This window comes from Micromonospora sp. NPDC004540, assembly GCF_040610095.1.
In the GTDB taxonomy this organism is placed as follows: domain Bacteria; phylum Actinomycetota; class Actinomycetes; order Mycobacteriales; family Micromonosporaceae; genus Micromonospora.
This window is the reverse complement of record NZ_JBEXLR010000052.1, coordinates 17,882-42,580: the sequence shown is the minus strand read 5'-3', so window position 1 is coordinate 42,580 and position 24,699 is coordinate 17,882. Positions and strand designations below refer to the sequence as shown.

At 73.0% G+C, this 24,699-nt stretch carries 23 protein-coding genes, 1 tRNA gene and 1 pseudogene; 19 read left to right on the top strand and 6 right to left on the bottom strand.

Annotated features, from left to right (window positions below; all coding sequences use genetic code 11):
• The first annotated feature begins 85 nt into the window (after positions 1-85).
• On the top strand, positions 86-691 hold the full coding sequence (locus ABZV78_RS18620) for a DUF3152 domain-containing protein (RefSeq protein WP_355640074.1): 606 nt from the start codon (positions 86-88) through the stop codon (positions 689-691).
• Between the two features lie 46 nt (positions 692-737).
• Positions 738-1,718, top strand: coding sequence for an aldo/keto reductase (locus ABZV78_RS18615; protein WP_355640066.1), 981 nt, complete (start codon positions 738-740; stop codon positions 1,716-1,718).
• A gap of 7 nt (positions 1,719-1,725) precedes the next feature.
• Here the strand turns inward: ABZV78_RS18615 and ABZV78_RS18610 are convergent, their stop codons facing one another.
• Both ABZV78_RS18610 and ABZV78_RS18605 read right to left on the bottom strand, forming a co-directional pair.
• Positions 1,726-2,151: an ATP-binding protein gene (locus tag ABZV78_RS18610; RefSeq protein WP_355640064.1), complete on the bottom strand. Its 426-nt coding sequence runs from the start codon at positions 2,149-2,151 to the stop codon at positions 1,726-1,728.
• A gap of 83 nt (positions 2,152-2,234) precedes the next feature.
• Positions 2,235-2,990 (bottom strand): class I SAM-dependent methyltransferase, encoded by a 756-nt coding sequence (locus tag ABZV78_RS18605; RefSeq protein WP_355640062.1) that lies wholly within the window; start codon positions 2,988-2,990, stop codon positions 2,235-2,237.
• Positions 2,991-3,245: 255 nt separating this feature from the next.
• Between ABZV78_RS18605 and ABZV78_RS18600 the strand changes: the two genes are divergently transcribed.
• From ABZV78_RS18600 to ABZV78_RS18540, 13 genes and pseudogenes are all read left to right on the top strand, one after another.
• Complete coding sequence (locus ABZV78_RS18600; RefSeq protein WP_355640060.1) at positions 3,246-3,854, top strand: hypothetical protein; 609 nt, start codon at positions 3,246-3,248, stop codon at positions 3,852-3,854.
• Positions 3,855-3,913: 59 nt separating this feature from the next.
• Positions 3,914-5,458, top strand: a complete 1,545-nt coding sequence (locus ABZV78_RS18595; protein ID WP_355640058.1) for a serine/threonine-protein kinase — start codon at positions 3,914-3,916, stop codon at positions 5,456-5,458.
• A 147-nt stretch (positions 5,459-5,605) separates the two neighbouring features.
• Positions 5,606-6,640, top strand: a complete 1,035-nt coding sequence (locus ABZV78_RS18590; RefSeq protein WP_355640056.1) for a PHB depolymerase family esterase — start codon at positions 5,606-5,608, stop codon at positions 6,638-6,640.
• 64 nt (positions 6,641-6,704) lie between these two features.
• Positions 6,705-6,920 (top strand): hypothetical protein, encoded by a 216-nt coding sequence (locus tag ABZV78_RS18585; protein WP_355640072.1) that lies wholly within the window; start codon positions 6,705-6,707, stop codon positions 6,918-6,920.
• Between the two features lie 104 nt (positions 6,921-7,024).
• Positions 7,025-7,102, top strand: a pseudogene (locus ABZV78_RS18580) (ABC transporter ATP-binding protein); the annotation flags it as partial.
• A gap of 263 nt (positions 7,103-7,365) precedes the next feature.
• Positions 7,366-7,704 carry a hypothetical protein gene (locus ABZV78_RS18575; protein WP_355640054.1) on the top strand — a complete coding sequence of 113 codons (339 nt, stop codon included), beginning with the start codon at positions 7,366-7,368 and terminating at the stop codon, positions 7,702-7,704.
• A 214-nt stretch (positions 7,705-7,918) separates the two neighbouring features.
• Positions 7,919-8,008, top strand: coding sequence for a K(+)-transporting ATPase subunit F (gene kdpF, locus ABZV78_RS18570; RefSeq protein WP_262287437.1), 90 nt, complete (start codon positions 7,919-7,921; stop codon positions 8,006-8,008).
• Positions 8,008-9,663: a potassium-transporting ATPase subunit KdpA gene (gene kdpA / locus ABZV78_RS18565; protein ID WP_355640052.1), complete on the top strand. Its 1,656-nt coding sequence runs from the start codon at positions 8,008-8,010 to the stop codon at positions 9,661-9,663. Before kdpF ends, kdpA begins: the two co-directional genes overlap by 1 nt.
• Before the next feature lie 20 nt (positions 9,664-9,683).
• Complete coding sequence (gene kdpB / locus ABZV78_RS18560) at positions 9,684-11,876, top strand: potassium-transporting ATPase subunit KdpB (RefSeq protein ID WP_355640050.1); 2,193 nt, start codon at positions 9,684-9,686, stop codon at positions 11,874-11,876.
• Positions 11,876-12,757: a potassium-transporting ATPase subunit C gene (locus ABZV78_RS18555; protein ID WP_355640049.1), complete on the top strand. Its 882-nt coding sequence runs from the start codon at positions 11,876-11,878 to the stop codon at positions 12,755-12,757. Before kdpB ends, ABZV78_RS18555 begins: the two co-directional genes overlap by 1 nt.
• Before the next feature lie 98 nt (positions 12,758-12,855).
• Positions 12,856-15,396, top strand: coding sequence for a DUF4118 domain-containing protein (locus ABZV78_RS18550; RefSeq protein ID WP_355640048.1), 2,541 nt, complete (start codon positions 12,856-12,858; stop codon positions 15,394-15,396).
• On the top strand, positions 15,393-16,073 hold the full coding sequence (locus ABZV78_RS18545; RefSeq protein WP_355640046.1) for a response regulator: 681 nt from the start codon (positions 15,393-15,395) through the stop codon (positions 16,071-16,073). The genes ABZV78_RS18550 and ABZV78_RS18545 overlap by 4 nt, the downstream gene beginning before the upstream one ends.
• 116 nt (positions 16,074-16,189) lie before the next feature.
• A complete protein-coding gene (locus tag ABZV78_RS18540; RefSeq protein ID WP_355640044.1) occupies positions 16,190-17,302 on the top strand; it encodes a magnesium and cobalt transport protein CorA in 1,113 nt (370 codons plus the stop codon).
• Here the strand turns inward: ABZV78_RS18540 and ABZV78_RS18535 are convergent.
• The 3 genes from ABZV78_RS18535 to ABZV78_RS18525 all read right to left on the bottom strand — a co-directional run bounded on the left by ABZV78_RS18535 (position 17,269) and on the right by ABZV78_RS18525 (position 20,579).
• A complete protein-coding gene (locus ABZV78_RS18535; protein WP_355640042.1) occupies positions 17,269-17,697 on the bottom strand; it encodes a hypothetical protein in 429 nt (142 codons plus the stop codon). The two genes, ABZV78_RS18540 and ABZV78_RS18535, sit on opposite strands and share 34 nt — an antisense overlap.
• 495 nt (positions 17,698-18,192) lie before the next feature.
• Positions 18,193-19,365, bottom strand: coding sequence for a low temperature requirement protein A (locus ABZV78_RS18530; protein ID WP_355640040.1), 1,173 nt, complete (start codon positions 19,363-19,365; stop codon positions 18,193-18,195).
• Positions 19,362-20,579 (bottom strand): MFS transporter, encoded by a 1,218-nt coding sequence (locus ABZV78_RS18525; protein WP_355640038.1) that lies wholly within the window; start codon positions 20,577-20,579, stop codon positions 19,362-19,364. Before ABZV78_RS18525 ends, ABZV78_RS18530 begins: the two co-directional genes overlap by 4 nt.
• A 278-nt stretch (positions 20,580-20,857) precedes the next feature.
• Between ABZV78_RS18525 and ABZV78_RS18520 the strand changes: the two genes are divergently transcribed.
• The 4 genes from ABZV78_RS18520 (at position 20,858) to ABZV78_RS18505 (ending at position 23,696) form a co-directional block, all read left to right on the top strand.
• On the top strand, positions 20,858-21,886 hold the full coding sequence (locus ABZV78_RS18520; RefSeq protein WP_355640036.1) for a DUF4331 family protein: 1,029 nt from the start codon (positions 20,858-20,860) through the stop codon (positions 21,884-21,886).
• A gap of 4 nt (positions 21,887-21,890) precedes the next feature.
• Positions 21,891-22,568 carry a YoaK family protein gene (locus tag ABZV78_RS18515; protein WP_355640070.1) on the top strand — a complete coding sequence of 226 codons (678 nt, stop codon included), beginning with the start codon at positions 21,891-21,893 and terminating at the stop codon, positions 22,566-22,568.
• Positions 22,569-22,813: 245 nt separating this feature from the next.
• On the top strand, positions 22,814-23,497 hold the full coding sequence (locus ABZV78_RS18510; protein ID WP_355640034.1) for a hypothetical protein: 684 nt from the start codon (positions 22,814-22,816) through the stop codon (positions 23,495-23,497).
• Positions 23,498-23,620: 123 nt separating this feature from the next.
• Positions 23,621-23,696 (top strand) — tRNA-Arg (locus ABZV78_RS18505).
• 245 nt (positions 23,697-23,941) lie between these two features.
• Here ABZV78_RS18505 and ABZV78_RS18500 read toward each other — a convergent pair.
• Complete coding sequence (locus tag ABZV78_RS18500; protein WP_355640068.1) at positions 23,942-24,625, bottom strand: AAA family ATPase; 684 nt, start codon at positions 24,623-24,625, stop codon at positions 23,942-23,944.
• Positions 24,626-24,699: the final 74 nt, after the last annotated feature.

Sequence of the window (24,699 nt, the reverse complement as noted above, 5' to 3'; positions counted from 1 at the left end):
GTCACCGGGGGCTGCTGCGGCAGCGGATCGTCGTCTACCCGCAGGACCTGCACCCGCCGCGCCACCGGTCCCGGCCGCCGGCCGGGTGCCGCCCGGCATCGGCTACCCGGCCCGGGGTACGGGCGACTTCCGCACCGCCACCGGCGTCGGCGCGGTGGCCGGCCGCGGCGGTGAGCTGCTCCGCTACCGGGTCGCCGTGGAGGACGGCATCCGCAACGTGGACGTGGAGCGCTTCGCCCGGGAGGTGGCGGTCACCCTCGCCGATCCGCGCGGCTGGACCGGCGACGGCCGGTGGCGGCTGCAACGGGTGGGGCGTGACGATCCGGCCGACTTCACCGTGCTGCTGACCACCCCGGTGACCCGGGGCCAGCTCTGCGCCGACACCACCGACCACTACACCTCCTGCCGCAACGGCGACCAGGTGGTGATCAACGTGGCCCGCTGGGTGCACGGCGTGCCGCACTTCCCCGACCTCGGCCGCTACCGGCAGTACCTGCTCAACCACGAGGTGGGGCACCGGCTCGGCCGCGGCCACGAACTCTGCCCCCGGGCCGGGGGCCCGGCGCCGGTGATGGAGCAGCAGACGCTCGGCCTGCACGGCTGCACCCCGAACGCCTGGCCCCTGGTGGACGGCGCCTCGCACAGTGGCCCGTCCGGCCAGTACGACGACCCGGTCCCGGCGGAGGACTGACCCGGGGCGGCCTGCGACGGGCGCCCACCGGTGGTGAGATGACCGTATGGAGTACGTGAAGTTCGGGTCCACCGGCCTGGAGGTGTCCCGGCTCTGCCTGGGTTGCATGAGCTACGGCGAGCCGGGCCGCGGCGGCCACCCCTGGTCGCTGCCGGAGCAGGACAGCCGCCCCTTCATCCAGCAGGCGCTGGAGCTGGGGGTCAACTTCTTCGACACCGCCAACGTCTACTCGGACGGCACCAGCGAGGAGATCGTGGGCCGGGCGCTGAAGGACTTCGCCCGCCGCGACGAGGTGGTGATCGCCACCAAGGTGCACGGCCGGATGGGAACCGGGCCGAACCGGGGCGGGCTGTCCCGCAAGCACATCATGAGCGAGATCGACGCGAGCCTGCGCCGGCTGGGCACCGACTACGTCGACCTCTACCAGATCCACCGCCTCGACCCGGCCACGCCGATCGAGGAGACCCTGGAGGCGCTGCACGACCTGGTCCGGGCCGGCAAGGTCCGCTACCTCGGCGCCTCCTCGATGTACGCCTGGCAGTTCGCCAAGGCGCTCTGGGCCGCCGAGCGGCACGGCTGGACCCGGTTCGTCTCGATGCAGAACCACTACAACCTGCTCTATCGCGAGGAGGAGCGGGAGATGCTGCCGCTCTGCCTCGACCAGGGCGTCGCGGTGATCCCGTGGAGCCCGCTGGCCCGGGGCCGGCTGACCCGGGACTGGGGGGAGCGCACCGCGCGGGCGGAGACCGACGAGTTCGGCCGGGCGCTCTACGCGCGTACCGAGGAGAACGACCGGGCGGTGGTCGACGCGGTGGCCCGGATCGCGGGGGAGCGCGGCGTGCCCCGGGCACAGGTGGCGCTGGCCTGGGTGGCCCGCAACCCGGCGGTGACCGCGCCGATCGTGGGCGCGACCAAGCCGCACCACCTGACCGACGCGGTGGCCGCGCTGGAGCTGGAGCTGACCGACGAGGAGGTGGCCGCCCTGGAGGCGCCCTACGTCCCGCACCCGGTCGCCGGGTTCCAGTAGCGGCGGATCAGCGGGGGAACGAGGCCCAGATGTTCTTGGTGTCGTCGGTGGCGTACCAGCCGACGGCGAGCGCGACGGATTCGGCCAGCATCAGCCCGCGCCCGCCCGAGTCGAGCGGGTGGATGTCGCCGAGCCCGGGGGCGGTGCCGAGGTCGTGGTCCGCCACGTCGAGCAGGAAGCAGTCGTCGGTCGCGAGCAGCGTGACGATCGTCGGTGGCCGGCCGTGCCGCAGCGCGTTGGTCGCCAGCTCGGTGGCGACGAGCACCACGAGGTGAGGCACCTCGTCGAGGTCCTCGCCCTGGACCAGGCCGTGCCGGGTCAGCGCGTCGCGCAGCGAGGCCCGCAGCTCACGCAGTTCCTCGGCCGTGGCGAGCACCCAGTGCTCCAGCTCGGCGGCCTGCGGCGGTGGCGGCGAGGTGCGCAGCTGTCCCATGAACCGGACTTACCCTGGGTAGCCGGCAGCTAAGCCGATCCGGGCCGGCTCCCTACCGCAGGGGCGGGAGCTGGCCCGGCCGGTCAGCGGCGGAGCAGGGCGAAGACGCCCCAGCCCAGATACTCCCGCTGGTAGCGGACGTGCCGCACCGGGTCCTCGGTCAGCTCCCGGCGCAGTTCCCCGGCCAGCTCGTCGTCGGGGTTCGCGTCCAGCCAGCGGCGCAGGTTGAGCCAGTGCGCGGCGGCGTACCGGTCCCAGCTGTCCTGGTCGGCGAGGACCATCTCGACCAGGTCCCAGCCGCACTCGCCGAAGAGGCCGACGAGCCCGGGCAGGTCCCGGAACTCCTCCCGCGAGCGGGCGTGGCAGCCGGCCACGGTCTCCTCGTCGGGCGGGTCGAGCCGCCAGTACGGCTCGCCCACCAGGACCATCCCGCCGGGGCGCAGGCCGCGCTCCAGGATGTCCAGGGTGCCGGGGACGCCCCCGCCGATCCAGGTCGCCCCGACGCAGGCGGCCAGGTCGACGCGCTGCTCCGGTACGTGGGTCGCGGCGTCGCCGTGCACGAACCGGACCCGGTCGGCGACGCCCAGCTCGGCGGCGCGCGCCCGGGCGGCGGCGGTGAAGGCGGTGCTCAGGTCCACCCCGGTGCCGGTCACGCCATGGTCCCGGGCCCAGGTGCAGAGCAGCTCGCCCTTGCCGCTGCACAGGTCGAGGATCGAGGCGCCGGGCCGGAGCTTGATCGCCCGGCCCAGGGTGGCGAGCTTGGCGTCGTCGAACGGGTTGAGGATCCGGAGGTCGCCCTCGCGGATGGTGAAGCTACGTGGCAGATCCAATGTGTTCACTCCAAGGGAAGGGTGCGGAAGCCGGAACGAGACGGGAAACGGTCGGCACGGGCACCAGAACACCCTCTTCAGGCAGTTGGAGTGAGTTGGCGGCGAGGCTAGCCGGGCGCCGGTCGTCCGCCAACCGAATTGCCGGTCGGCTGACCGGCGGCACAGAAGCCGCCAGGCCGGGGGAGGTCGTTCGGACCGCGGCGCTCCGCAGCGCTGGCGGCTCCCGGGCTCCGGATCGGTTCACCAGGTGGCATCATCTCCGGCGTGTCCGCCCCTCCTGACCCGAGCAGCCCCGACCTGGCTCCGCCGACCGGCGTGTTGCCGGTGGTCCGCCCTGCCGGCAGCCGGCACCGGGCGCCGGACGACGGCCGCCGGCTGATGTTGTTCGCGGTGGGGGGAGCTGCCCTCACACTCGTGGTCGCCCTGCTCGCGGTGGTCCTCGCCGGTGGCGAGGACGATGCCCGTCCAGGCACCGGCCCCACCGTGGCCGTCGGCACGCCCGCCCCCGCCGAACCCACCGAACCTTCGACCGACGAGGTCTCACCGACGCCCACCGCCTCGCCGTCCCCGTCGTCCCCGGCCCCGCGGCGGTCGGCTGACCCGGCGGAACTCGCGGCCGGGCTGCGTGCCGTGGTGGACGGGCTCGTGGAGCAGCGGCAGCTTCGTCCCCGTGATGGCAGGGAGCTGCGGAAACGGCTGTCGGAGGTGGAGGAGAAGATCGCCGACGGCGAGCCGGAGGAGGCGCGGGAGAACCTGCGCGAGTTCGCCGAGGACCTGGTCGACCTGCGCCGGGAGGACAAGCTGAGCGCACGCGGCTACGACGTCCTCGTGGCCGGGGCCACGCAGCTCGCCCAGGCGCTGCCCGCCCGCTGAGACCCGGCGGCCGGCCGCCCGAGGTTTCCCCGGGCGCCGGCCAGGGCATCGATCTGGTCGTGGACGTCGGGTCGATGCTGGACGGGCGCTACCGGCTGCTGGACCCGCTGGGGACCGGCGGCATGTCGGTGGTCTGGCGTGCCCACGACGAGGTGCTCGGGCGGGACGTGGCGGTGAAGCTGCTCTCCCCGGACCTGGCGGCCGACCCCCAGCTGCTGCACCGGATCCGCGCCGAGGCCCGCTCCGCCGCCCGGCTGCGGCATCCGAACATCGTCGAGGTGTACGACTACGGCGAGGCGGTCGACGGCGAGGGCCCGCCGGTGCCGTACGTGGTCATGGAGGTCGTCGAGGGCCGCTCCCTGGCCCAGCTGCTCACCGGCGGTCCGCTGCCCTGGCGGGTGGCGGTGCTGATCTGCGCCCAGGTCGCCGCCGCGCTGGCCGCCGCCCACCGCCGCGGGATCGTGCACCGGGACGTCAAACCCGCCAACGTGATGGTGGCCGGCACCGGCGTCAAACTGGTGGACTTCGGCATCTCGGCCGCCTCCGGTGACCCGGACGGGCTGTCCGAAGGGCTGCTCGGCACACCGGCGTACCTGGCCCCCGAGCGGCTGGAACAGGGGGCGGTACGGCCGGCCACGGACGTGTACGCCCTGGGGTTGCTGCTCTACCGCGCCCTGGCCGGCCGGTTGCCGTGGCGGGCCTCCACGACCACCCAGATGCTCGCCGCTCACCGGTACCGGGAACCCGCCGCCCTGCCGGACCTCGCCGAGGTGCCCGCCGAGATCGGTGACCTGTGCCGGCGGTGCCTGGCCAAGGAACCGGGCGACCGCCCGCCGGCCACCGAAGCCGCCGCCGTTCTGGGCGCCGCGGCCGGGCTGCCGCCGGCGACCCTGCTGCTCCCCGACGCCGCCACGGACGACGCCGGGTCCCCGACGGAACCCGCACCCACCCGCGCCTGGGCCCCTTCCCTGCGCCCGGTGGCCACGGGCGTCGCGGCGTTCCGGCTCGTCGCGGCGCCGCTCGCGCGGTTGCGCCAGCGCCCTCGGCGGGCCTACTCCGCCGGGGCCGCCGCCGTGGCGCTGCTGGCCGCCGGGGTGGCGGTCCCCGCGCTGTCCGACGGTGAACCCTCCGACCGCACCGCCACCCAGGCCGGCACTCCGGCCGCCGTCGTCGGCATCGGCGAGCGCCGGCCGGAATGCAGCGTCCGCTACGCCCTCGACCGCGCCGTGAACGGCCGATCCTCGACCCAGGTCAGCGTCACCAACACCGGCACCGTGGCGATCGACGACGCGCGGCTGGCGTTCAGCCTGCCCGAGCGGCAGCGCCTCGTACGGGGCGCACCGGGCAGCTGGCGGCAGAGCGGAGACACCGTCCAGGCCCGCATCGGCGACCTGCCGCCCCGCCGGACCCTCACCGCCACCGTGGCGGTGACCTACCGGGACGCCACCTCCCTGCCCGGCCAGTTCCGGCTGAACGACACACCGTGCCGCAGCACCTTCACGGTCGCCGGGCAGACCAGCCGCCCGGCGGACGACAAGAAGGGCGAGGACGGCAACAAGGGCGAGGGCGGGAAGAAGGGCAAGGGCGAGGAGGGCGACGACTAGCGTCATCGCCGGGCCCGGGACGATCGTGGGTCGCCCACACCGTCGCCGCCGCGTAGGTGTCGGCCGCGCGGATATCTGCTGTGGTCTATGTCACGTTAGCCTGCCGGCACGCCGGCCGCCCCGCCGGCGCTCCGACGGGAGAACGCCATGAAGACACCGTGGAAAGCCGCCGCCACCCTCGCCGCGGCCCTCCTCCTGGTCCTGCCCGGCGGCGTCGCCGCCCGGGCCGCGAGCACGCCCTACACCAAAACCCCGGTCGCCGGCTCGCTGCGCACCTACCCGATCTCCGCCGTGTACGTCGCCGGGGTCTCCTCCGGGGGGTACATGGCCACCCAGCTCCAGGTCGCGTACTCGGGGCGGATCCGGGGCGCCGCGATCTTCGCGGCCGGTCCCTACTACTGCGCCCAGAACAACGTCTCCCAGGCCCTCTACGGCTGCGGCGACAACCTCTACCCGACCCACGTCCCCACCCTGGAGAGCTACACCCGCACCTGGGCGTCCTACGGCTGGGTGGACGGCACCGGCAACCTCGCCGGCCAGCCGGTGTACGTCTACCACGGCGGCAACGACAGCACGGTGAAGAAATCGGTCACCGACGACCTGGTCCGCTACTACCAGGACTTCGGGGCGAGCGTCCGCTACGACTCCGGCGGCGCGGCCGGCCACTCCTGGGTCACCCCGTACGGCACGGTCGGCTGCACGGCCACCGCCTCGCCGTTCCTCGCCGACTGCGGCACCGACCCGCAGGGCGCCTTCCTCGGCAAGCTGCTCGGCTCGGTCGCCGCGCCGAACACCGGCCCGCTGGGCGGCACCCTGATCAGGTTCGGTCAGAACACCTTCGCCACCAACGGCTGGGCCAACGGGCTGAGCATGGACGCCAACGGCTTCGCGTACGTGCCGAGCGCCTGCGCCTCCGGCACCACCTGCCGACTGCTGGTGGCCCTGCACGGCTGCGCCCAGGGGTACGCCAAGGTCGGCACCGCCTTCGTCGACCGGGCCAACCTCAACCAGTACGCCGACACCAACCGCCTCATCGTGCTCTATCCGCAGGCGATCGCCAGCGGGGTGAACCCGAACGGCTGCTGGGACTGGTGGGGCTACCTCGGAGCGACGAACTATCCGATCAAAGGTGGCGCCCAGGTCGAGACGATCATGAACATGGTCCGCCGCCTCGACGGCTGAGCCGGGATCCGGCCCGCACCGGCAGGTGCGGGCCGGTGGGCTGCTGCGATACCGTCACCACGTGATGGTCGAGGAGCACTGGTGGAATGGGGTCACCGCCCCTCGTGGGCGTCGTGACGTCTACATCCGCACGGATGGGCAGCGCTGGGAGGTGCAGGCCCAGATCGGCGGCGCGGCCGGCCGGTCGAAGATCCAGGAGTGCCCGAGCCGGGGCTCGGCGAGCATCCTGGCCGGGGCTTGGCGCGGCAGCGGCACCGGCTGGCGCGAGGTTCGCCGCTGAGTTTCGCGGCAGTTCGCGAGGCGTGAAACCGCGCTGATCGCTGCCGGCACGCTTGCCGGCAGCACGACAACCCCCCATTCCCCTCGGTGGTCGAGGTGGCCGATTTCGCCCTGCTCGGGCCGAACGGCGCCGGCAGGACCACCGTGCAGATCCTTTCCACGCTGATCCCGGCGGACGGCGGTTGACCGGCCGAGCCGGGACAGCGCGAGCGCTCGCGCCCCGGGCCAGCGACCGGTGCGCCGCGGCGGCGTCAACGGCGCGTCAAATAAGCGCCGCCCGGCGTACCGGACGTGTGAAGGCTGTCGACGGTCGGCACCCGGCGGGACTGACATGACGTGAGGACGGGCCCGAGCGGGGCCCTCGCCGTCGCCGGAGGCACGCCGTGGCTGTCAATCACGATCAGGGAACCAGGACGTACGGGGAACCGACGCCCACCGGGATCAGCGTGGCGGTCGGTGCCGTGCTGGTCGTCGGGGCGGCGTTGCTGGCGGCGGCCATGTTCCCGGCGGTCGACCGGCCGGGGCGGGTGCTGCTCATGGCGGTGGCTGTCGCGGTCTACGCGGCCGTGGTGGCCGACCTGCGAGCGGTGGCGGCGGTGACGGCGTTGGCCATGACCACCTTCGTCGGGTTTCTCGTGCACCAGTTCGGCCAGCTCAGCGGCCCACCGGACGCCTGGTCGTACGCGGTGGTGATCGTCTTCGCCGCGGCCCTGGGCACGGCCTACCGACACCTCGCCGCGCACCGGTGCGGTGACAGCGCTCACCCGGAAGGGGAGCCCTTGTGAAAAGGACGTCAAGAAACGGCGGGCCGCCGTCATGGTCCCGTTATGGCCCCTGTCCATCCGCCGGCAGGAGCGCTGTGATTGCCCGGCGCGACCGGGAGGCGGTCGCGGGAAACGTCCGGTAAGAGGAGTCAGCCGTGTCTGACGTGGTGTTCGTGCTGGTGACGGTGGCGCTGTTCGCGGCGCTCGCCCTCGTGGTGAGGGGTGTGGAGAAGCTGTGAGCGCGGTGAACGCCGTCGGTCTGGTGCTGGCGATCGGCCTGGGCCTTTTCCTGGTCGTCGCCCTGCTGTTTCCGGAGCGCTTCTGATGACCATGACAACAGCCGGCGTCATCTTCCTGCTGTCCCTGGTGGCGGCGCTGGTCGCCGTCTACAGGCCGTTCGGCGACTACATGTACCGGGCGGTGTCCGGCACCCGGCAGTCCCGGGTCGAGCGTGGGGTCTACCGACTGGTCGGGGTCAATCCGGCCGCCGAGCAGACCTGGGGCGTGTACGCCCGCAGTGTGCTGGCCTTCTCGGCCATCTCGATCCTCTTCCTCTACCTGTTCCAGCGGGTGCAGGACAAGCTCTGGCTCTCGCTGGGCTTCGACCCCGTGGTGCCGCACGGCGCCTGGAACACCGCGGTCTCGTTCGTGACCAACACGAACTGGCAGTCGTACTCGGGTGAGTCGACCATGGGCCACCTCGTGCAGATGGCCGGCCTGGCCGTGCAGAACTTCGTCTCCGCCGCGGTCGGCATCGCCGTGGCAGTGGCCCTGATTCGTGGGTTCGCCCGCAGCCGCACCGGCGAGCTGGGCAACTTCTGGGTCGACCTGACCCGGATCACGCTGCGGATCCTGCTGCCCGTCGCCGTGCTCGGCGCGCTGGCGCTGATGATCGGCGGCGCGGTGCAGAACCTCTCCGGCGGGACCGACGTCACGACGCTGACCGGGGGCATGCAGCACCTCACCGGCGGCCCGGTGGCCAGCCAGGAAGTGATCAAGGAGCTGGGCACCAACGGTGGCGGTTTCTACAACGTCAACAGCGCCCACCCATTCGAGAACCCGACGACCTGGACGAACTGGCTGCAGATCTTCCTGATCCTGCTCATCCCGTTCAGCCTGCCCCGGGTCTTCGGCCGGATGGTCGGCCAGAACCGCCAGGGCTACGCGATCGCCGCAGTCATGGCCATCCTCGCGCTGGCCAGCGTCACCCTGACCAACGTCTTCGAGTTGGCCGGGCACGGCACCGTCCCGCAGGCCGTCGGCGCGGCGCTGGAGGGCAAGGAGGTCCGGTTCGACGTGTCGAACTCGGCGACCTTCGCCGCCGCCACCACCCTCACCTCGACCGGCGCGGTGAACTCGTTCCACGACTCGTTCACATCGCTCGGCGGGATGATGACGCTGGGCAACATGATGCTCGGGGAGGTCGCGCCCGGTGGCGTCGGCTCGGGCCTCTACGGCCTGCTGATCCTGGCGGTGATCACGGTGTTCGTCGCCGGCCTGATGGTCGGCCGAACCCCCGAGTACATCGGCAAGAAGATCGGGTCCCGCGAGATCAAGCTGGCCTCGCTGTATTTCCTGATCACCCCGGCGCTGGTGCTGGTCGGCACGGCGGCGGCGTTCGCCACCGGCAACAACGCCACCGCGCTCAATGTCGGCCCACACGGCCTCTCCGAGGTGCTGTACGCCTTCACCTCGGCCGCCAACAACAACGGATCCGCGTTCGGCGGCATCACGGTGAACACGACCTGGTGGGACACGGCTCTCGGGCTCTGCATGCTGTTCGGCCGGTTCCTGCCGCTCATCTTCGTGCTCGCCCTGGCCGGTTCGCTGGCCCGACAGCAGCCCACCCCCGCGTCCGAGGGCACCCTGCCGACCCACCGACCGCTCTTCGTCGGGATGGTCGTCGGCGTCACGGTGGTCCTCGTGGCGCTCACCTTCCTGCCCGCGCTCGCGCTCGGCCCCCTCGCTGAGGGGCTGTGACCACCATGAGGAAAGAAGACATGTCCGTCACACCCGTGACAACCGGCCCCGGCGAGGAGCCGGTGGCCGGCACCCCCGCCATCCACGGCAACCGGGTCGGCGGGGGTCTGCTGGACCCGAAGCAGCTGATCCGGTCGCTGCCGGACGCGCTGCGCAAGCTCGACCCCCGCACGCTCTGGCGCAATCCGGTGATGCTCATCGTCGAGATCGGCGCCGTCTTCACCACCGTCCTGGCGGTGGCCGACCCGTCGGTCTTCGCCTGGGCGATCACCCTCTGGCTGTGGCTCACCGTGGTCTTCGCGAACCTGGCCGAGGCGGTCGCCGAGGGCCGGGGCAAGGCCCAGGCCGCCGCCCTGCGGCAGGCGAAGCAGGACACCATCGCCACCCGCCTCGTCGGCTGGCAGCCCGGTGCGGCGGCGAACTCCTACCGCGACGAGGCGGTTCCCGCGCCGCAGCTCCGGCAGGGCGACATCGTCCTGGTCGAGGCCGGCAACATCATCCCCGGCGACGGGGACGTGGTCGAGGGCATCGCGAGCGTCGACGAGTCGGCGATCACCGGCGAGTCCGCGCCCGTCATCCGGGAGTCCGGCGGCGACCGCAGCGCGGTCACCGGCGGCACGAAGGTGCTCTCCGACCGGATCATCGTGAAGATCACCCAGAAGCCGGGCGAAAGCTTCATCGACCGGATGATCGCCCTCGTCGAGGGCGCGAACCGGCAGAAGACCCCGAACGAGATCGCGCTGAACATCCTGCTCGCCGCGCTCACGATCATCTTCCTGCTGGCCGTGGTGACCCTTCAGCCGCTGGCGATCTTCTCCAAGGGCTACCAGGCGGCGGCCGCCGACACCGGCGCGATCACCGATGCCGGCGTCAGCGGCGTGGTGCTGGTCTCGCTGCTGGTCTGCCTGATCCCCACCACCATCGGGGCGTTGCTCTCGGCGATCGGCATCGCCGGCATGGACCGCCTGGTGCAGCGCAACGTCCTGGCCCTGAGCGGCCGGGCGGTCGAGGCGGCCGGCGACGTGAACACCCTGCTGCTGGACAAGACCGGCACGATCACGCTGGGCAACCGGCAGGCCGCCGAGTTCCTGCCGGTCGAGGGGGTGACCGCCGCCGAGGTCGCCGACGCCGCGCAACTGTCCAGCCTCGCCGACGAGACCCCCGAGGGCCGTTCCGTCGTGGTGCTCGCCAAGAACGAGTTCGGGCTGCGCGAGCGCGAGCCGGGACTCATCCCGCACGCCACCTTCGTGCCGTTCACCGCGCAGACCCGGATGAGCGGCGTCGACCTCGGCGCGGAGAGCGTCGACGGCGGCGTCCGCCGGATCCGCAAGGGCGCGGCCACCGCGGTGATGAAGTGGGTACGCGAGCACGACGGCCGCCCCACCGAGCAGGTCGGCCAGCTCGTCGACGAGATCAGCGGCATCGGTGGCACCCCGCTCGTCGTCGCCGAGCACATCGAGGGCCAACCGGCCCGGACCCTTGGCGTCATCCACCTCAAGGACATCGTCAAGACGGGCATGCGGGACCGGTTCGACGAGATGCGCCGGATGGGCATCCGGACCGTCATGATCACGGGCGACAACCCGCGTACCGCCCAGGCGATCGCGGACGAGGCGGGGGTGGACGACTTCCTCGCCGAGGCCACCCCGGAGGACAAGCTCGCCCTGATCAGGAAGGAGCAGGAGGGTGGCCGGCTGGTCGCCATGACCGGTGACGGCACCAACGACGCGCCGGCCCTCGCCCAGGCCGACGTCGGCGTGGCCATGAACACCGGCACGTCGGCCGCCAAGGAGGCCGGCAACATGGTCGACCTCGACTCCGACCCGACGAAGTTGATCGAGATCGTCGAGATCGGCAAGCAGTTGCTGATCACCCGCGGCGCGCTGACCACCTTCTCGATCTCCAACGACATCGCCAAGTACTTCGCGATCATCCCGGCCATGTTCGCCGGCATCTACCCGAGTCTGGACACGCTCAACGTGATGCGGCTGGCCAGCCCGGAGTCGGCGATCCTGTCCGCGGTCATCTTCAACGCGATCATCATCGTCGCGCTCATCCCGCTGGCCCTGCGCGGCGTGCGCTACCGGCCGGCAAGCGCGTCGAAGCTGCTCAGCCGCAACCTGTGGCTCTACGGCCTCGGCGGCATCATCGTGCCGTTCATCGGCATCAAGCTCATCGACCTGCTCATCCAGTTCATTCCGGGGATCTCGTGATGCGCCTCCCTACCTGGCTCGCCCAACATCTGGCCGCCCTGCGCGCGCTGCTCGTGTTCACCGTTCTGCTCGGCCTCGCGTACCCGCTGGCCCTGGTGGCCGTCGGCCGGATCCCCGGTCTCGACGGCAAGGCCGACGGTTCGCTGGTGAACGTGAGCGGCAAGACCGTCGGCAGCTCGCTCATCGGCCAGTCCTTCACCGATGCGGACGGCAACCCCGTCCCGCGCTACTTCCAGTCCCGGCCGTCGGCGGCCGGCGACGGCTACGACCCCACTTCCACGGCGGCCAGCAACCTGGGCCCGGAGAGCGTGGTCGACACCATCGCCGCCAACCCCGACGACTCCACCCAGAGCCTGCTCACCCAGGTCTGCTCACGGAGCAAGGCCGTCGGTGAGCTGGACGGTGTGGACGGACGGCGGCCCTACTGCACCCCGGACGGGGTCGGCGCGGTGCTGGCCGTGTTCCGTGCCGACGGACTGACCGGCCCGATCACCCGGGTCGTCAGCGTCAACCAGGTCGCCCCGGCCACTCCCTTCGTCGGCAGTTACCAGGGCGTGCCCGTCGAGCTGGCCCAATCCGACCAGGACTACGTCGCCGACGGCGGGATCATCACCCCGATCCGTGGCGATGCGCCGGCCAGGCCCGCGGTGCCGGCCGACGCGGTCACCGCCAGCGGCAGCGGCCTTGATCCGCACATCAGTCCGGCGTACGCGGAGATCCAGGTGGCCCGCGTGGCGCGCGAACGCGGCGCGGACCAGGCGGCGGTCCGCCGCCTGGTGGAGGAGTACACCACCGGCCGGGCGCTCGGCTTCATGGGCGAGCCCGCGGTCAATGTCCTGGAGCTCAACCTCGCGCTCGACAAGGAGTTCCCCGCCCGCTGACCGGGCCGCCGCGGGCGGGGCCACCACCCGGTGGCTCCGCCCGCGACGTTCGATTGTCCGATGACCGGAGGCCCCGGGAATCAGGGAGGATTGTTTCCGTGCCAAGGGGAGAGCTCCGCATCTACCTCGGGGCCGCCCCCGGCGTCGGTAAGACGTACGCGATGCTGGAGGAGGCCCAGCGGCGTGCCGAGCGCGGCACCGACGTGGTGATCGGCCTGGTCGAGACGCACGGTCGCCCGCACACCTCGGCGATGATCGGGGACCTGGAGGTGGTGCCCCGGCGGACGCTGACCTACCGGGGCACCCTCTTCACCGAGATGGACCTCGACGCGGTCCTGGCCCGTCGGCCCGAGCTGGCCGTGGTGGACGAGCTGGCGCACACCAACGTGCCCGGCTCCCGCAACGAGAAGCGCTGGCAGGACGTGCAGGAGCTGCTCGACGCCGGGATCAGTGTGCTGACCACGGTGAATATCCAGCACCTGGAGTCGATCAACGACGTCGTCGCGCAGATCACCGGCACCGTCCAACGGGAGACCCTGCCCGACCAGGTGGTCCGCGCCGCCGGGCAGGTCGAGCTGGTCGACATGACCCCGGAGGCGTTGCGCCGCCGGATGGCCCACGGCAACATCTACCGACCCGACAAGATCGACGCGGCGCTCGGCAACTACTTCCGGGTCGGCAACCTCACCGCGCTGCGCGAGCTGGCCCTGCTCTGGCTGGCCGACAAGGTCGACGAGCAGCTCGACGCGTACCGGGCCCAGCAGGGGATCTCCGAGACCTGGGAGGCGCGGGAGCGGGTGGTCGTCGCCCTGACGGGCGGGCCGGAGGGCGAGACGCTGATCCGCCGGGCGGCCCGGATCGCCGCCCGCGGCAAGGGCGCCGACCTGCTCGCCGTGCACGTGGCCCGCAGCGACGGACTGGCCGGGGCCGACCCGGCCCAGCTGGCCCGGCAGCAAGTGCTGGTGGAGAGCCTGGGCGGGACCTACCACCAGGTGCTCGGCACGAACGTGCCGGCGGCCCTGCTCGACTTCGCCCGCGGCGTCAACGCCACCCAACTGGTGCTCGGCGCGAGCCGGCGCGGGCGCTTCGCCCAGCTGCTCTCCCGGGGCGTCGGGGTCACCACCACCGCGCTCTCCGGGCCAATCGATGTGCACCTGGTCACCCATGCGGAGGCCGGCCGGGGCCGGTGGGCGGCCGAGGTGCCGGCCGCGTTGTCCCGGCGGCGCCGGCTGCTCGGGTACGCGCTCGCGGTCCTCGGCATGCCGCTGCTGACCCTGCTGCTCGCGGCGCTGCCCGACCTCACCCTGACCAACGACATCCTGCTCTTCCTCGCGGGCGTGGTCGGGGTGGCGCTGGTCGGCGGGCGGTGGCCGGCGCTGGTCGCCGCGCTCGGGGGCTCGCTGCTGCTGAACTGGTTCTTCACCCCGCCCTTCTACACGCTGACCATCGCCGAGGCGGACAACCTCCTCGCCCTCGGGGTGTTCGTCGGGGTGGCCATCGCGGTGAGCTGGGTGGTCGACGTGGCCGCCCGGCGTACCCGGGAGGCCGCCCGGGCCTCGGCCGACGCGCAGACCCTGGCCACCGTGGCCGGCGGCGTGCTGCGCGGTGAACGACCGCTGCCCGCGCTGCTGGACCGGCTGCGGGAGACCTTCGCGCTGCGTGCGGTCAGCGTGCTCGAGCTGGTGGCGGAGGCCGAGGGGCGGCCCGGCCGGGCCCGGGAGGCGGCGGCCTGGCGGGTGGTGGCGAGCGTCGGGGAGGCGCCGCCGGGCAGCCCCGGCGCCGGGGAGACCGCCGTGCCCGTTGACGAGCGGCTCACCGTGGTCCTCGCCGGCCGTCGGCTGGAGGCGGCCGACCGCCGGGTGGTCGAGGCGTTCGCCGCCCAGGCCGCCGTCGCACTGCGTCAGGAGCGGCTCGCCGAGGAGGCCGCCACCGCCCGCCCGCTCGCCGAGGCCGACCGGATGCGCACCGCGCTGCTCGCCGCGGTCAGCCACGACCTGCGTACGCCGTTGGCCTCGGCGAAGGCGGCGGTGAGCAGCCTGCGCAGTCCGGACGTAGAGTTCGACGCCGACGACCGCGAGGAGCTGCTGGCCACCGCCGACGAGTCGCTGGACCGGCTCGGCCGGCTGGTGGCGAACCTGCTCGACATGAGCCGGCTCCAGGCCGGCGTGCTCGGCGTCTCCGCGACCGCGATCGGGCTCGAGGACGCCGTACCCCGGGCCCTGGACGAGCTGGGCCCCCCGGCGGCCGACGTCACCACCGACATCCCCGCCGACCTGCCGGCCGCCGCCGCCGATCCGGGCCTGCTGGAGCGGGTGCTGGTCAACATCGTGGCCAACGCGCTGCGGCACAGCCCGCCCGGTCATCCGCCCACCATCACCGCCAGCGCCCACGCCGGGCTGGTCGAGCTGCGGGTCATCGACACCGGCCCGGGGATCCCCGAGGACCAGTGGGAGCACGTGTTCCTGCCGTTCCAGCGGCTCGGGGACCGGGACAACCAGACCGGCGTCGGGCTCGGGCTCGCGCTGTCGCGGGGGCTGGCCGAGGCGATGGGTGGCAGCATCACCCCGGAGACCACCCCGGGCGGGGGGCTGACCATGGTGGTGCGGCTGCCCGCGGCCGACGAGAGGGGCGACGGTTGACCCGCATCCTGGTCGTGGACGACGAACCGCAGATCCTCCGCGCGCTGCGGATCAACCTGCGCGCCCGCGGCTACGACGTCCAGGTCGCCGACACCGGCGTGGCGGCGCTGAAGACCGCCGCCGGTCACCCGCCCGACCTGGTGGTACTCGACCTCGGCCTGCCCGACCTGGACGGCGTCGAGGTGATCCGGGGCCTCCGCGGCTGGACCACCGTCCCGATCATCGTGCTCTCCGGCCGGGCCGGCAGCGAGGACAAGGTCGCCGCGCTGGACGCCGGCGCCGACGACTACGTCACCAAGCCGTTCGGGGTGGACGAGCTGCTCGCCCGGATCCGGGCGGTAACCCGCCGCCTCGGCGGCGCCGCCCCCGCCGGGCCCGCGCTGCGGATCGGCCGCCACACCGTCGACCTGGCCGACCGGACCGTCACCCGCGACGACGGCGCCGAGGTCAAGCTCACCCCCACCCAGTGGGCCATGCTGGAGAAGCTGCTGCGCAACCCGGGCAAGCTGGTCAGCCAGCGCCAGTTGCTGCACGACGTGTGGGGTCCGGAATACCAACACGAGACCAACTACCTGCGGCAGTACATGGCCCAGCTCCGGCGCAAGCTGGAGGACGATCCGGCCCGGCCCCGGCACCTGATCACCGAACCCGGGATGGGCTACCGCTACCGTCCGTGATCTCCGCGCCTGCCCCTCGCGGGCCGCGAGGTTCCCCTGCCGTGCCGCTCCGGTTTGACCGGCCGGGTCCGGGGGACTCCGCAGGGTCGCCGCACCCGGCCGCGGAGCGGAGGTTCATGGCTGAGAATCGGTCGACGTCACCGCCCGGAGGGTTCGGCCGCCGCCTCGACGAGCACGCGCACGGCGTCGGTGAAGCGGAGCGAGCGCCCACCGGACTGGTCGACAGCGGCGTCTACGTCGACGGCGTGCGGCGAGCCTCCCCGGAAACGCTCGCCGACACCTACCGCTGCCTCCAGGAACTTCACCCGGCGATGGCCTGGATCGGGCTGTGCCGGCCGAACCGGGATCAGGTCGACTCCCTGGCCGACGAGTTCCAGCTACCCGAGCTGGCCGTCGAGGACGCCATCAACGCGCACCAGCGGCCAAAGCTGGAACGCTACGGGGACACGTTGTTCGTGGTGCTCCGCGCCGCCCGCTACCTCGACGAGCAGGACGCGGTCGAGTTCGCCGAACTGCACCTGTTCCTCGGCCCCGGATTCGTGATCACCGTGCGGCACGGCGGGACGCCCGACCTGGCCGGCGTGCGGCGCCGGCTGGAGGCGGATCCATCGGTCCTCACGCTGGGACCCGAGGCCGTGCTGTACGCCGTGCTCGACCGGGTGGTCGACGGCTACGCCCCGGTGGTGGCAGGGCTGGAGAACGACATCGACGAGATCGAGACCGAGGTGTTCGGTGGGGACCCGAACGCCAGCCGCCGGATCTACGAAATCAGTCGGGAGGTCATCCAGTTCCAACGGGCCGCCGGTCCGCTGTTGAAGGTCGTCGACGCCCTCGCCGTCGGCTTCGACCGGTACGGCACGGACGAGGAACTGCGCCGCCGGTTGCGGGACGTCGCCGACCACCTCACCCAGGTCGTCGAGCGGGTCGGCGGGTTCCGGCACCTGCTCCAGAACATCCTGACCGTCAACGCCACCCTCGTCGCCCAGGCGCAGAACGAGGAGATGCGCGGTCTGACGGCGGCCAGCTTCGAACAGAACGAGGAGATCAAGCGGGTCTCCGCGTGGGCGGCGATCCTGTTCGCCCCGACCTTGATCGGCACGGTCTACGGGATGAACTTCATCCACATGCCGGAACTCGGCTGGCGTTACGGTTACCTGTTCGCAGTCGCGCTGATGGCGGCGGTCTGCGGTGCCCTCTATCTGCTCTTCAAACGCCGCGGCTGGCTGTGACCCCCCACCCCCGGCGCCGGTCCGGCCGGCACCATGGACGGGGCGAGGTCCAGCGGGCGCAGGACGCTGTGCACCTCGACCACCTCGGCGCCGGCCCGCCGGCCCAGGTCGCCCACGGCCCGTTGCAGCAGCTGCCGGCTCGGCGCGGCGAACCGCACCATGGCGTCCAGGTCCGCCGCGATCCACCAGGCCTGGACCGCGCACGGCTCCGCTCGCAGGAAGTCCAGCAACCGGCTGCCGGGCGTGGACACCCGCAGCCGTACGCACACCAACGCCTCGTGCATCCGTTCGTCTCCCGCCCCGGCCGATTCGCCGGGTCTCCGGGTCGGACCGGCGGGCCCGGCCGGCGTCTCCGCCGCGCCGGGGTGGCCCCGGTCCACCAGCCACGTTCTCATGTGTTCGATGCTCCCGCCGTAGTCGGTGCGATCCTGCTCCGACGACGGCGATTTCACGGCGGGGTCGGCTTTCTTCACGCCGCTTCGACGCCCGCCGGCCCGGCAGGTCGGGCCACCGGACGGCGGGGTCGGTGTCGTCGTGGCCAGCTTCGCTCGCTCCGCTGAAGTGGGCACGCGGCGGGCCGGTCGAACCGACTCGACCCGCCGCGGCGACATGGTGCGAGGACGTGGCCAGGGGCGTGCGCAGCCCGGATGCGGGGGCGGCCGTGCCCTGTCTGGACCGCACCGGCCGACCACCCGTCATGGCGGGGCTCGTACACGCCCGCCGGGATGCGCCGGCCCGAACTGGCCACCGTTGTCCTTCCCACCCTCGTCGGGATCCGTACCCGACGGCACACAGCACATCGGGCCCGGGGCACTCTGGGCAACGACCTTCACGCCTTCGCTACGGCCGGCGTCTCTGATTTCACGCCATCGCTACAGGGGCGGCTACCGCTACCGGCCCTGACGCGGGCCGCCGGCCGGCGCGGGCCGCCCGGTCGCCGTCGCGTGCCGCCGCCGGTCGGCCAGCAGCATGACGACCAGCACCAGCACCACCGCGATGAGCTGCGCGCGGGCGTTCAGCCGGGTCCCGACCGGGACGGTGGCGAGGGTGGCCGCGCCGCCGACCAGCCGGCTGAGCACCGGGGCGGCGTGCAGCGAGCGGCGCAGGCCCACGATCCCGGCCAGGTACAGCGCCACCCCGCCGGCCAGCGCCAGCGCCGAGCGCCAGCCGGCCGGCTGCCCCGGATGCGCCACCGCGGCGTGGATGCCGGCCGCCGCCACCACGATGCCGAGCAGCAGCGGGATGTGGCCGAAGCCCACCCGGAGGGCCAGCCGGGACCGGTCCGTGCCGGCCTCCGCCAGCCGCTCCTCCGCCCCCGGGGTGTCGGTGAAGTACGTCCACCACAGCGCCGCCGGCAGCGCCAGCGCCAGGGCGATGACGGCGGCCACGCCGAACCCGACGTGGGTGGTGTCCACGCCCATCCCGATGGCCACCACCGACTCGCCCAACGCGATGATCACCAGGAGCCCGTGCCGCTCGACGAAGTGCCCGGGCTGGAGCCGGAACGCGGGCAGCACGCGCACCCAGGAGATCCGGGGCACCAGGTACGGGACGACCGACTGGAGCGCGAGCGCCGCGAGCCAGCACGCGTACCGGGCCGTGCCGTCGACGAGGCCGCCCACGACCACCAGCAGGGCCGACCCCAGGTTGTAGACGGCGAGCCGGGCCAGTGCCGGACCGATGCCGGCCCGGGTGAACAGCGACAGGTGGACGGTGATCACCACGAGGTAGCCCACGCCGAAGAGCAGCCCGTTGCCGTCGAAGGCGTCCGGCACCGCGACGGCGGCCAGCAGGAAGCCGACCATCCCCGCGAAGAGCAGCAGCTTGTGCGCGGGCACCCGGGGTGGCACCTCGTTGGCCAGCCACACGTACCCGTCGAACATCCACCACAGGATGCCGAAGAGCAGCAGCACCCGGCCCAGCCCGCCCGGCGACAGGTCCTCCTCCAGCACCCGGGTGAGCTGGGTCAGCGTGAAGACGAACACGAGGTCGAAGAAGACCTCGACGGCGGTCACCCGGTCGGCCGGCGCCGGGTTCCCGGGCCCCGGTCCCGCGGGTCTCATGAGGATCGAGCGTAGACCTCCGCCCCGGGCTCGGGGCCGTTCTCCGGCCGCCGCGAACCGTCGGCCCGCGAGACGGCCCAGAGCACCACCGTGCCGAGCAGCGCCGCGGCCGGTGCGATCGCCAGCCCGTACCGGAGGTCGGTCGACACCAGCGGGCCGGCGAGCGCGGAGCCGGCGGCGCTGCCCACCACGAACGCCGTGCTCACCCAGGCGAACGCCTCGGCCACCGTGCCCGGCTCGGCGAGCCGCTCGGCGGTGAGGAAGATGGCGGTCAGCACCGGCGGCAGCGCCAGCCCGCTGACCACGAGCAGGCCGGCCATCGGGGCCGGGCCGGGGGCGAGCAGCAGCGGCAGGAAGCCGGCCGTGAGCCCGGCGGCCAGCAGCGGCAGCCGCCCGGGCCCGCCCGGCCGGGCCCGGGTGTAGAGCAGGCCCCCGGCCAGCGCGCCGGCCGCCTGCGCCGCGAGCAGCCAGCCGCTGAGCCGCCGGTCGCCGGCCGTCTCGGCGTAGCCGGTCACCGCCACCGCGATGCTGCCGACCGCCGCGCCGACGCCGACCACGCCGGCCATCAGCCCGGTGAACCGGGGTACGCGCAGCGGACCGGCCCAGTGCCGGGCCGCCGGCACGCCGCGCCAGGCGCGGACGGCGGGGCTGAGCGCGTACGCCGCGGTGCCGGCGAGCTGGAGGATCCCGGCGGCGACCAGCCCGGCGGCCGGGCCGGCCAGGGTCACCGCGAGGAGGGTGACCAGCGGGCCGACCACGAAGATCACTTCCTGCACGGCGATGTCCAGCGTGTACGCCGTGGGCACCGTGGTGGGCGGGAGCAGGGCGGGCCAGAGGGTACGCAGGCAGGCCTCCAGCGGCGGCGTGCCGAGCCCGGCCACCGCCGCGCCGACCACGGCGCCGGTGACGTGCCCGCCGGTCAGCGCCACCGCGCCGAACCCGAGGCCGGAGAGGATCGCGGCGCCCCACAGCACGGGCGGCTGCCGCCAGCGGTCCACGGCCCGGGCGAGCAGCGGCGTGCCGACCGCCATCCCGGCCGTGTACGCGGCGACCAGCAGCCCGGCGGCGGCCAGGCTCAGCGACTGGCGGGCGAAGAGGAGCAGGGCCAGCGGTCCGCTGGCGGTGGGCAGCCGGCCGACCTGGCTGCTGAGGAGGACCCGGAGGACCTGGGGTGCGCGCAGCACCACCCGGATCCCGGAACTGTCGACGGACATGGGGCATCGCTCCCGGTGCGACGTGACGGGGAAGAGGAGGCGTCCGGTGCCGGGGCGCCTCAGGGAGCGAAGTCGGCCCGCTCGTGGTCGTTGCCGTAGAGCGGCAGGGCAGGGGTGAGCCACTGGGCGTACGCGGCCGCCGCGGCCTCCACCGGGATCACCCGCCGACGGTAACCCACCGGCCGCCTGGACGGAAAGTGCTGATTGGAGGATTTGGGATGTTATGCCCCGATAGTCTCGGGCCTGCCGTGCCGAGCCGCTGACCCGGGAGACAGCCCATGTCGCATCACCTTGACACCCCGCTCGCCGCCCAGAGCGGCCAGCTCTACCTCGACGACCTCTACGTCTTCGACGGCGAGCGCGGGACCGTCCTGGTGATGGACGTCAACAGCTCGGTCACCCGGGCCGACATCAAGCCCGGCTTCCATCACGAGGCGCGGTACGAGTTCAAGATGCACGTCGACGGCAGCGAGATGGAGGAGCTGACCTACCGGGTGGCCTTCGGGGAGCTCGACGGCCAGGGCGGGCAGGAACTCGCGGTGCACGCCCTCACCGGCGCCGAGGCGTACGACGACGGCGCCACCGGCACGCAGGTCGCCCAGGGCCGCACCGGCGAGGAGGTGACCGGCGGCAACCTGCGGGTCTGGGCCGGGCGGATCACCGACCCCTTCTACATCGACCTGGACCAGCTCGCCACCGTCAACGACGCCTTCAAGAACGGCGCCCGGCTGGACCGCTCCGCATGGCGGCCGGAGAACGCGAAGAACAGCTTCGCCGGCACCACCGTCGACTCGATCGTCCTCGAGGTGTCCCGGGACGAGCCGATGCTGCGTGTGGGCACCCGGATCGGCGTCTGGGCGGCCACCAAGCTGGCCACCGACGCCGGTGGCTGGCGACAGATCAACCGCGCCGGCCACCCCATGATGTGGCCGATCTTCTGGCCCACCGACACCGACTTCTCGAACCCCGCCAACACCCGCCACCCCTGTGAGGACCTGCGGGCCGACGGGGAGGAGATCGCCTCGACGGTCGCCCGGGTGGTGGCGGCCAACGGCACCGCGCCGGACCCGGGGGCGTACGGCTGGAGCGTGGCCCGCGAGGTCTACCCGGACGTGCTGTCCTACCAGGTCGGCACCCCGGCGAACTACGGGTTCGCGACCCGCAACGGGCGCACCATGGCCGACAACGCGCCCGAGGTGATGTTCTCCCTGGTGCTCAACACCGGGATGACCTCCGGCCTCACCCCCGACGTCACCAAGGACGCCCGGGCCGCGTCCTTCCCGTACGTGGTCCCCGCCGGGCGGTGAGTTCCTGAGCAAGGCTGGGCCCGCGCCCGCCGTCCCGCGTCCGGCGGTGCCGCGACTGCTGGTGCTGCTGGCCGTCGCGTCGGGCGTGCTGGACGTGGTCTGCGTGACCCGGCTCGGCGGCTTCTTCGCCAGCGTGATCACCGGCAACCTGGTGCAGGTCGGCCGCGCTCTCGCCGCCGGAGACCTCCGCGCCCTGGCCGGCGGGGCCGTCGCGCTGGGCGGGTACGCGGCCGGGGTCGGTGTCGGCAGCCAGGCGTTGCGCCGCGCCGGGCCGGGGTGGCACCGGCGTACCACCGTGGTCGCGACGGCCGAGGCGGCGCTGCTGGTCGTGGTGGCCGCCGGCTGGCTGGCGACCGGCGCGCGGCCCGGCTACGGCACCGGCCTCGTCCTGCTCGGCCTCGCCGCGGCCGCCAGCGGTACGCAGACCGCGCTCACCCTGAGCGCCGGGGTGCCCGGCGCGTCGACCACGTATTTCACCGGGTCGCTGACCGACGCGGTGCGGCGGGTGCTGGCGGGCCCGCACCGGTTCGCCGCCACGCGGGGTGGGCTGGGCCGACTGGCCGGGCTGCTCGCCGGGGCGGCGCTCGGCGGGGTGCTGCTAGAGGTCGCGCCGGCGTGGGCGCCGGCGCCCGCGGCGGCCCTGGTCCTGCTGGTTTCCCTCGTCGCGCTCCGCCGTAGGTAGGAAATCTTCGTTTGAGTTATTGACTCAGGTGACCAGCCCGAAGCGGTAGGGGTCGCCGTCGTCGACGACGCCACCGGGCAGACGCTCCTGGCCCTGGCCGGAGCCGGGCGACCCGCCGGTCCGCGGCTCGACGTGGTCCCCGCGTAGCGGCAGGCGGGACCACCGGGCTCCGGTGGCCCCGCCACGCCGGGCTGCGGACGAAGCCGATCGGGCGGCGGGTTGTGGGAGATTGTCATCATCGATGCGTGTGGGAAGACCTGGTCCGGCAAAGAGGTGCTCCACCGGGCGACGAAGCCGCGGACCCGACCCGTCCCCTGGCGGCTGCCCGCATCGACAACCGCACCAACCTGCTCGTCGCCGAGTACAACGCGATTCGCGCCGCGATGGCGCAGAAGGCCGGGGCGTCGCACGCCCTCGTCGGCGCCTACCTGACGGTGGTGGCGGTGATCCTCGGGTTCGTCGTCGCGAACCGGGCCGATCCCCGCCTGCTGCTCGCCGTTCCGGTGCTGGCGGCGATCTCCGGGATCACCATCCTCCGGCGCCGGCAGGACCGTGAGGCGGCGAACCGGTACATCCGCGACGTGCTCCGGCCGGTCGCCGTCGAGTGCTCCGGCGATGACCGGGTGTTCCGCTGGGACGACTTCTACGCGCAGCAGAAGGGCTCCCGCTCCCTGCTGTACGAGTTCGGGCTGCAACTGGTCTTCCCGCTGTCCGGGTTCGTCTGCCTGTTCGTGACCCTTCCGCTCCTGGGCTCGGCCGGGGAGTGGCTGGCCTGGCTCACGGGGCTGGGCTTCCTCGTCGCGCTGGTCACCACGTACGTCCACCAGAACCGGACCCACCTCGCCCGGGCGGTGGCCGGCGCCCGCGCCGTGGGTCTCAGCCTCGCCCGGAGGCTACGTGGGTACGGACGGGGCGGCGGCCTCTCCTGAGCGGTGGTCGACGGTGGCTGTCGAAGCCGATGCCCCAGCCCCGACGGGCGGATCGCCAAGGTCAACGGGGGTCGCTCCCTGGCGACGCGGGGTGTCCCGCAGGTCGCTAGACTGGGCGCTCGCGCCCTCGTAGCTCAGGGGATAGAGCATCGGTTTCCTAAACCGTGTGTCGCAGGTTCGAATCCTGCCGGGGGCACCAGGTCACACCTTGATCACCGATCACTGTTCCGCCGTCCGGGGCTCTCGTGCCCGCTGCGTGCGGGGCCACCTGAAGATTGTCCGCCTGCACGCGACCTCGGACGAGATCAGCCCAAATGGGGAGATCTCCGAAGCCCCGTGGGCGGTCGTCGACCTTACGGAGTTTCCTGGCAACGCGGCGGTCTCGAAGTGGGTGTATTCGGCCCTGGCAGGCGCACTGCTCGACGCCCTGGACTGGCGTACCCACTAGCTGGAACCTGAGGGACTCCGACGGAGTGATTCGACCGACTGGCCAGGACGCTGGTTACCTGCGGGCGATGGTCGACGGATTGTTGCCGGCTCGATCGGCACCGGGCCGCCTCCCGTTTGGGGCGGCCCAAGCAGGGCGACGACTGCCGCCACGATCGTGTCGATGGCCGGCGCTCCCTGCTCTGAGATGTCGACCTCGACGACGGCGTCGACGCCCTCCGGCGGTTCGAAGATCGACCGCTTCATCTCACCCTGCTGGAACAGGGACAGGAGTTGCTGGTCGATGGCCCCGCCCTCGGCCGCTCGAGCACCGAGTCGCCGGCCGATGACCGACTCCTCGGCGACGACGTGAACGGCCAGCACTCGGGCGCCATCTGCGAGCAGCACGCCCAGCAGTTCGTCGGACAGCACCGAGGACTCCACGACGAAGCTCACCCCGGAGGCCGCGAGCAGGCGGACCGCGTCGACCATCACGGCCTCGGCCCGGCGGCTGACCGGACCGCCGGCAACGTGGAAGTCCGCGTCGAGCCGGACCCGCCCGTCCTCGGCGACGGACGCCGAGGACAGCCCAAGACCTGTCTTGATCTCGTCGCGGGTCAGGAACGGGATGCCGAAGCGGCCAGCCGTCAAAGAGGCAATGGTGGTCTTCCCCGCCCCCGGACACCCGCAGACAGCGATCACCAACGGCCGTTCCCTCGCCAACATCCACCGATCCTGGCAGACCCGCGGACAAGCTCCGGACGTGCCCCCGCAGA

Excerpts from the sequence above, each read along its gene's own strand:
- ABZV78_RS18615 (WP_355640066.1), top strand. The coding sequence starts at position 738 with ATGGAGTACGTGAAGTTCGGGTCCACCGGCCTGGAGGTGTCCCGGCTC.
- ABZV78_RS18610 (WP_355640064.1), bottom strand. The coding sequence starts at position 2,151 with ATGGGACAGCTGCGCACCTCGCCGCCACCGCCGCAGGCCGCCGAGCTG.
- ABZV78_RS18590 (WP_355640056.1), top strand. The coding sequence starts at position 5,606 with ATGAAGACACCGTGGAAAGCCGCCGCCACCCTCGCCGCGGCCCTCCTC.
- ABZV78_RS18585 (WP_355640072.1), top strand. The coding sequence starts at position 6,705 with ATGGTCGAGGAGCACTGGTGGAATGGGGTCACCGCCCCTCGTGGGCGT.
- kdpA (WP_355640052.1), top strand. The coding sequence starts at position 8,008 with ATGACCATGACAACAGCCGGCGTCATCTTCCTGCTGTCCCTGGTGGCG.
- kdpB (WP_355640050.1), top strand. The coding sequence starts at position 9,684 with ATGTCCGTCACACCCGTGACAACCGGCCCCGGCGAGGAGCCGGTGGCC.
- ABZV78_RS18555 (WP_355640049.1), top strand. The coding sequence starts at position 11,876 with ATGCGCCTCCCTACCTGGCTCGCCCAACATCTGGCCGCCCTGCGCGCG.
- ABZV78_RS18540 (WP_355640044.1), top strand. The coding sequence starts at position 16,190 with ATGGCTGAGAATCGGTCGACGTCACCGCCCGGAGGGTTCGGCCGCCGC.
- ABZV78_RS18535 (WP_355640042.1), bottom strand. The coding sequence starts at position 17,697 with ATGAGAACGTGGCTGGTGGACCGGGGCCACCCCGGCGCGGCGGAGACG.
- ABZV78_RS18530 (WP_355640040.1), bottom strand. The coding sequence starts at position 19,365 with ATGAGACCCGCGGGACCGGGGCCCGGGAACCCGGCGCCGGCCGACCGG.
- ABZV78_RS18525 (WP_355640038.1), bottom strand. The coding sequence starts at position 20,579 with ATGTCCGTCGACAGTTCCGGGATCCGGGTGGTGCTGCGCGCACCCCAG.
- ABZV78_RS18520 (WP_355640036.1), top strand. The coding sequence starts at position 20,858 with ATGTCGCATCACCTTGACACCCCGCTCGCCGCCCAGAGCGGCCAGCTC.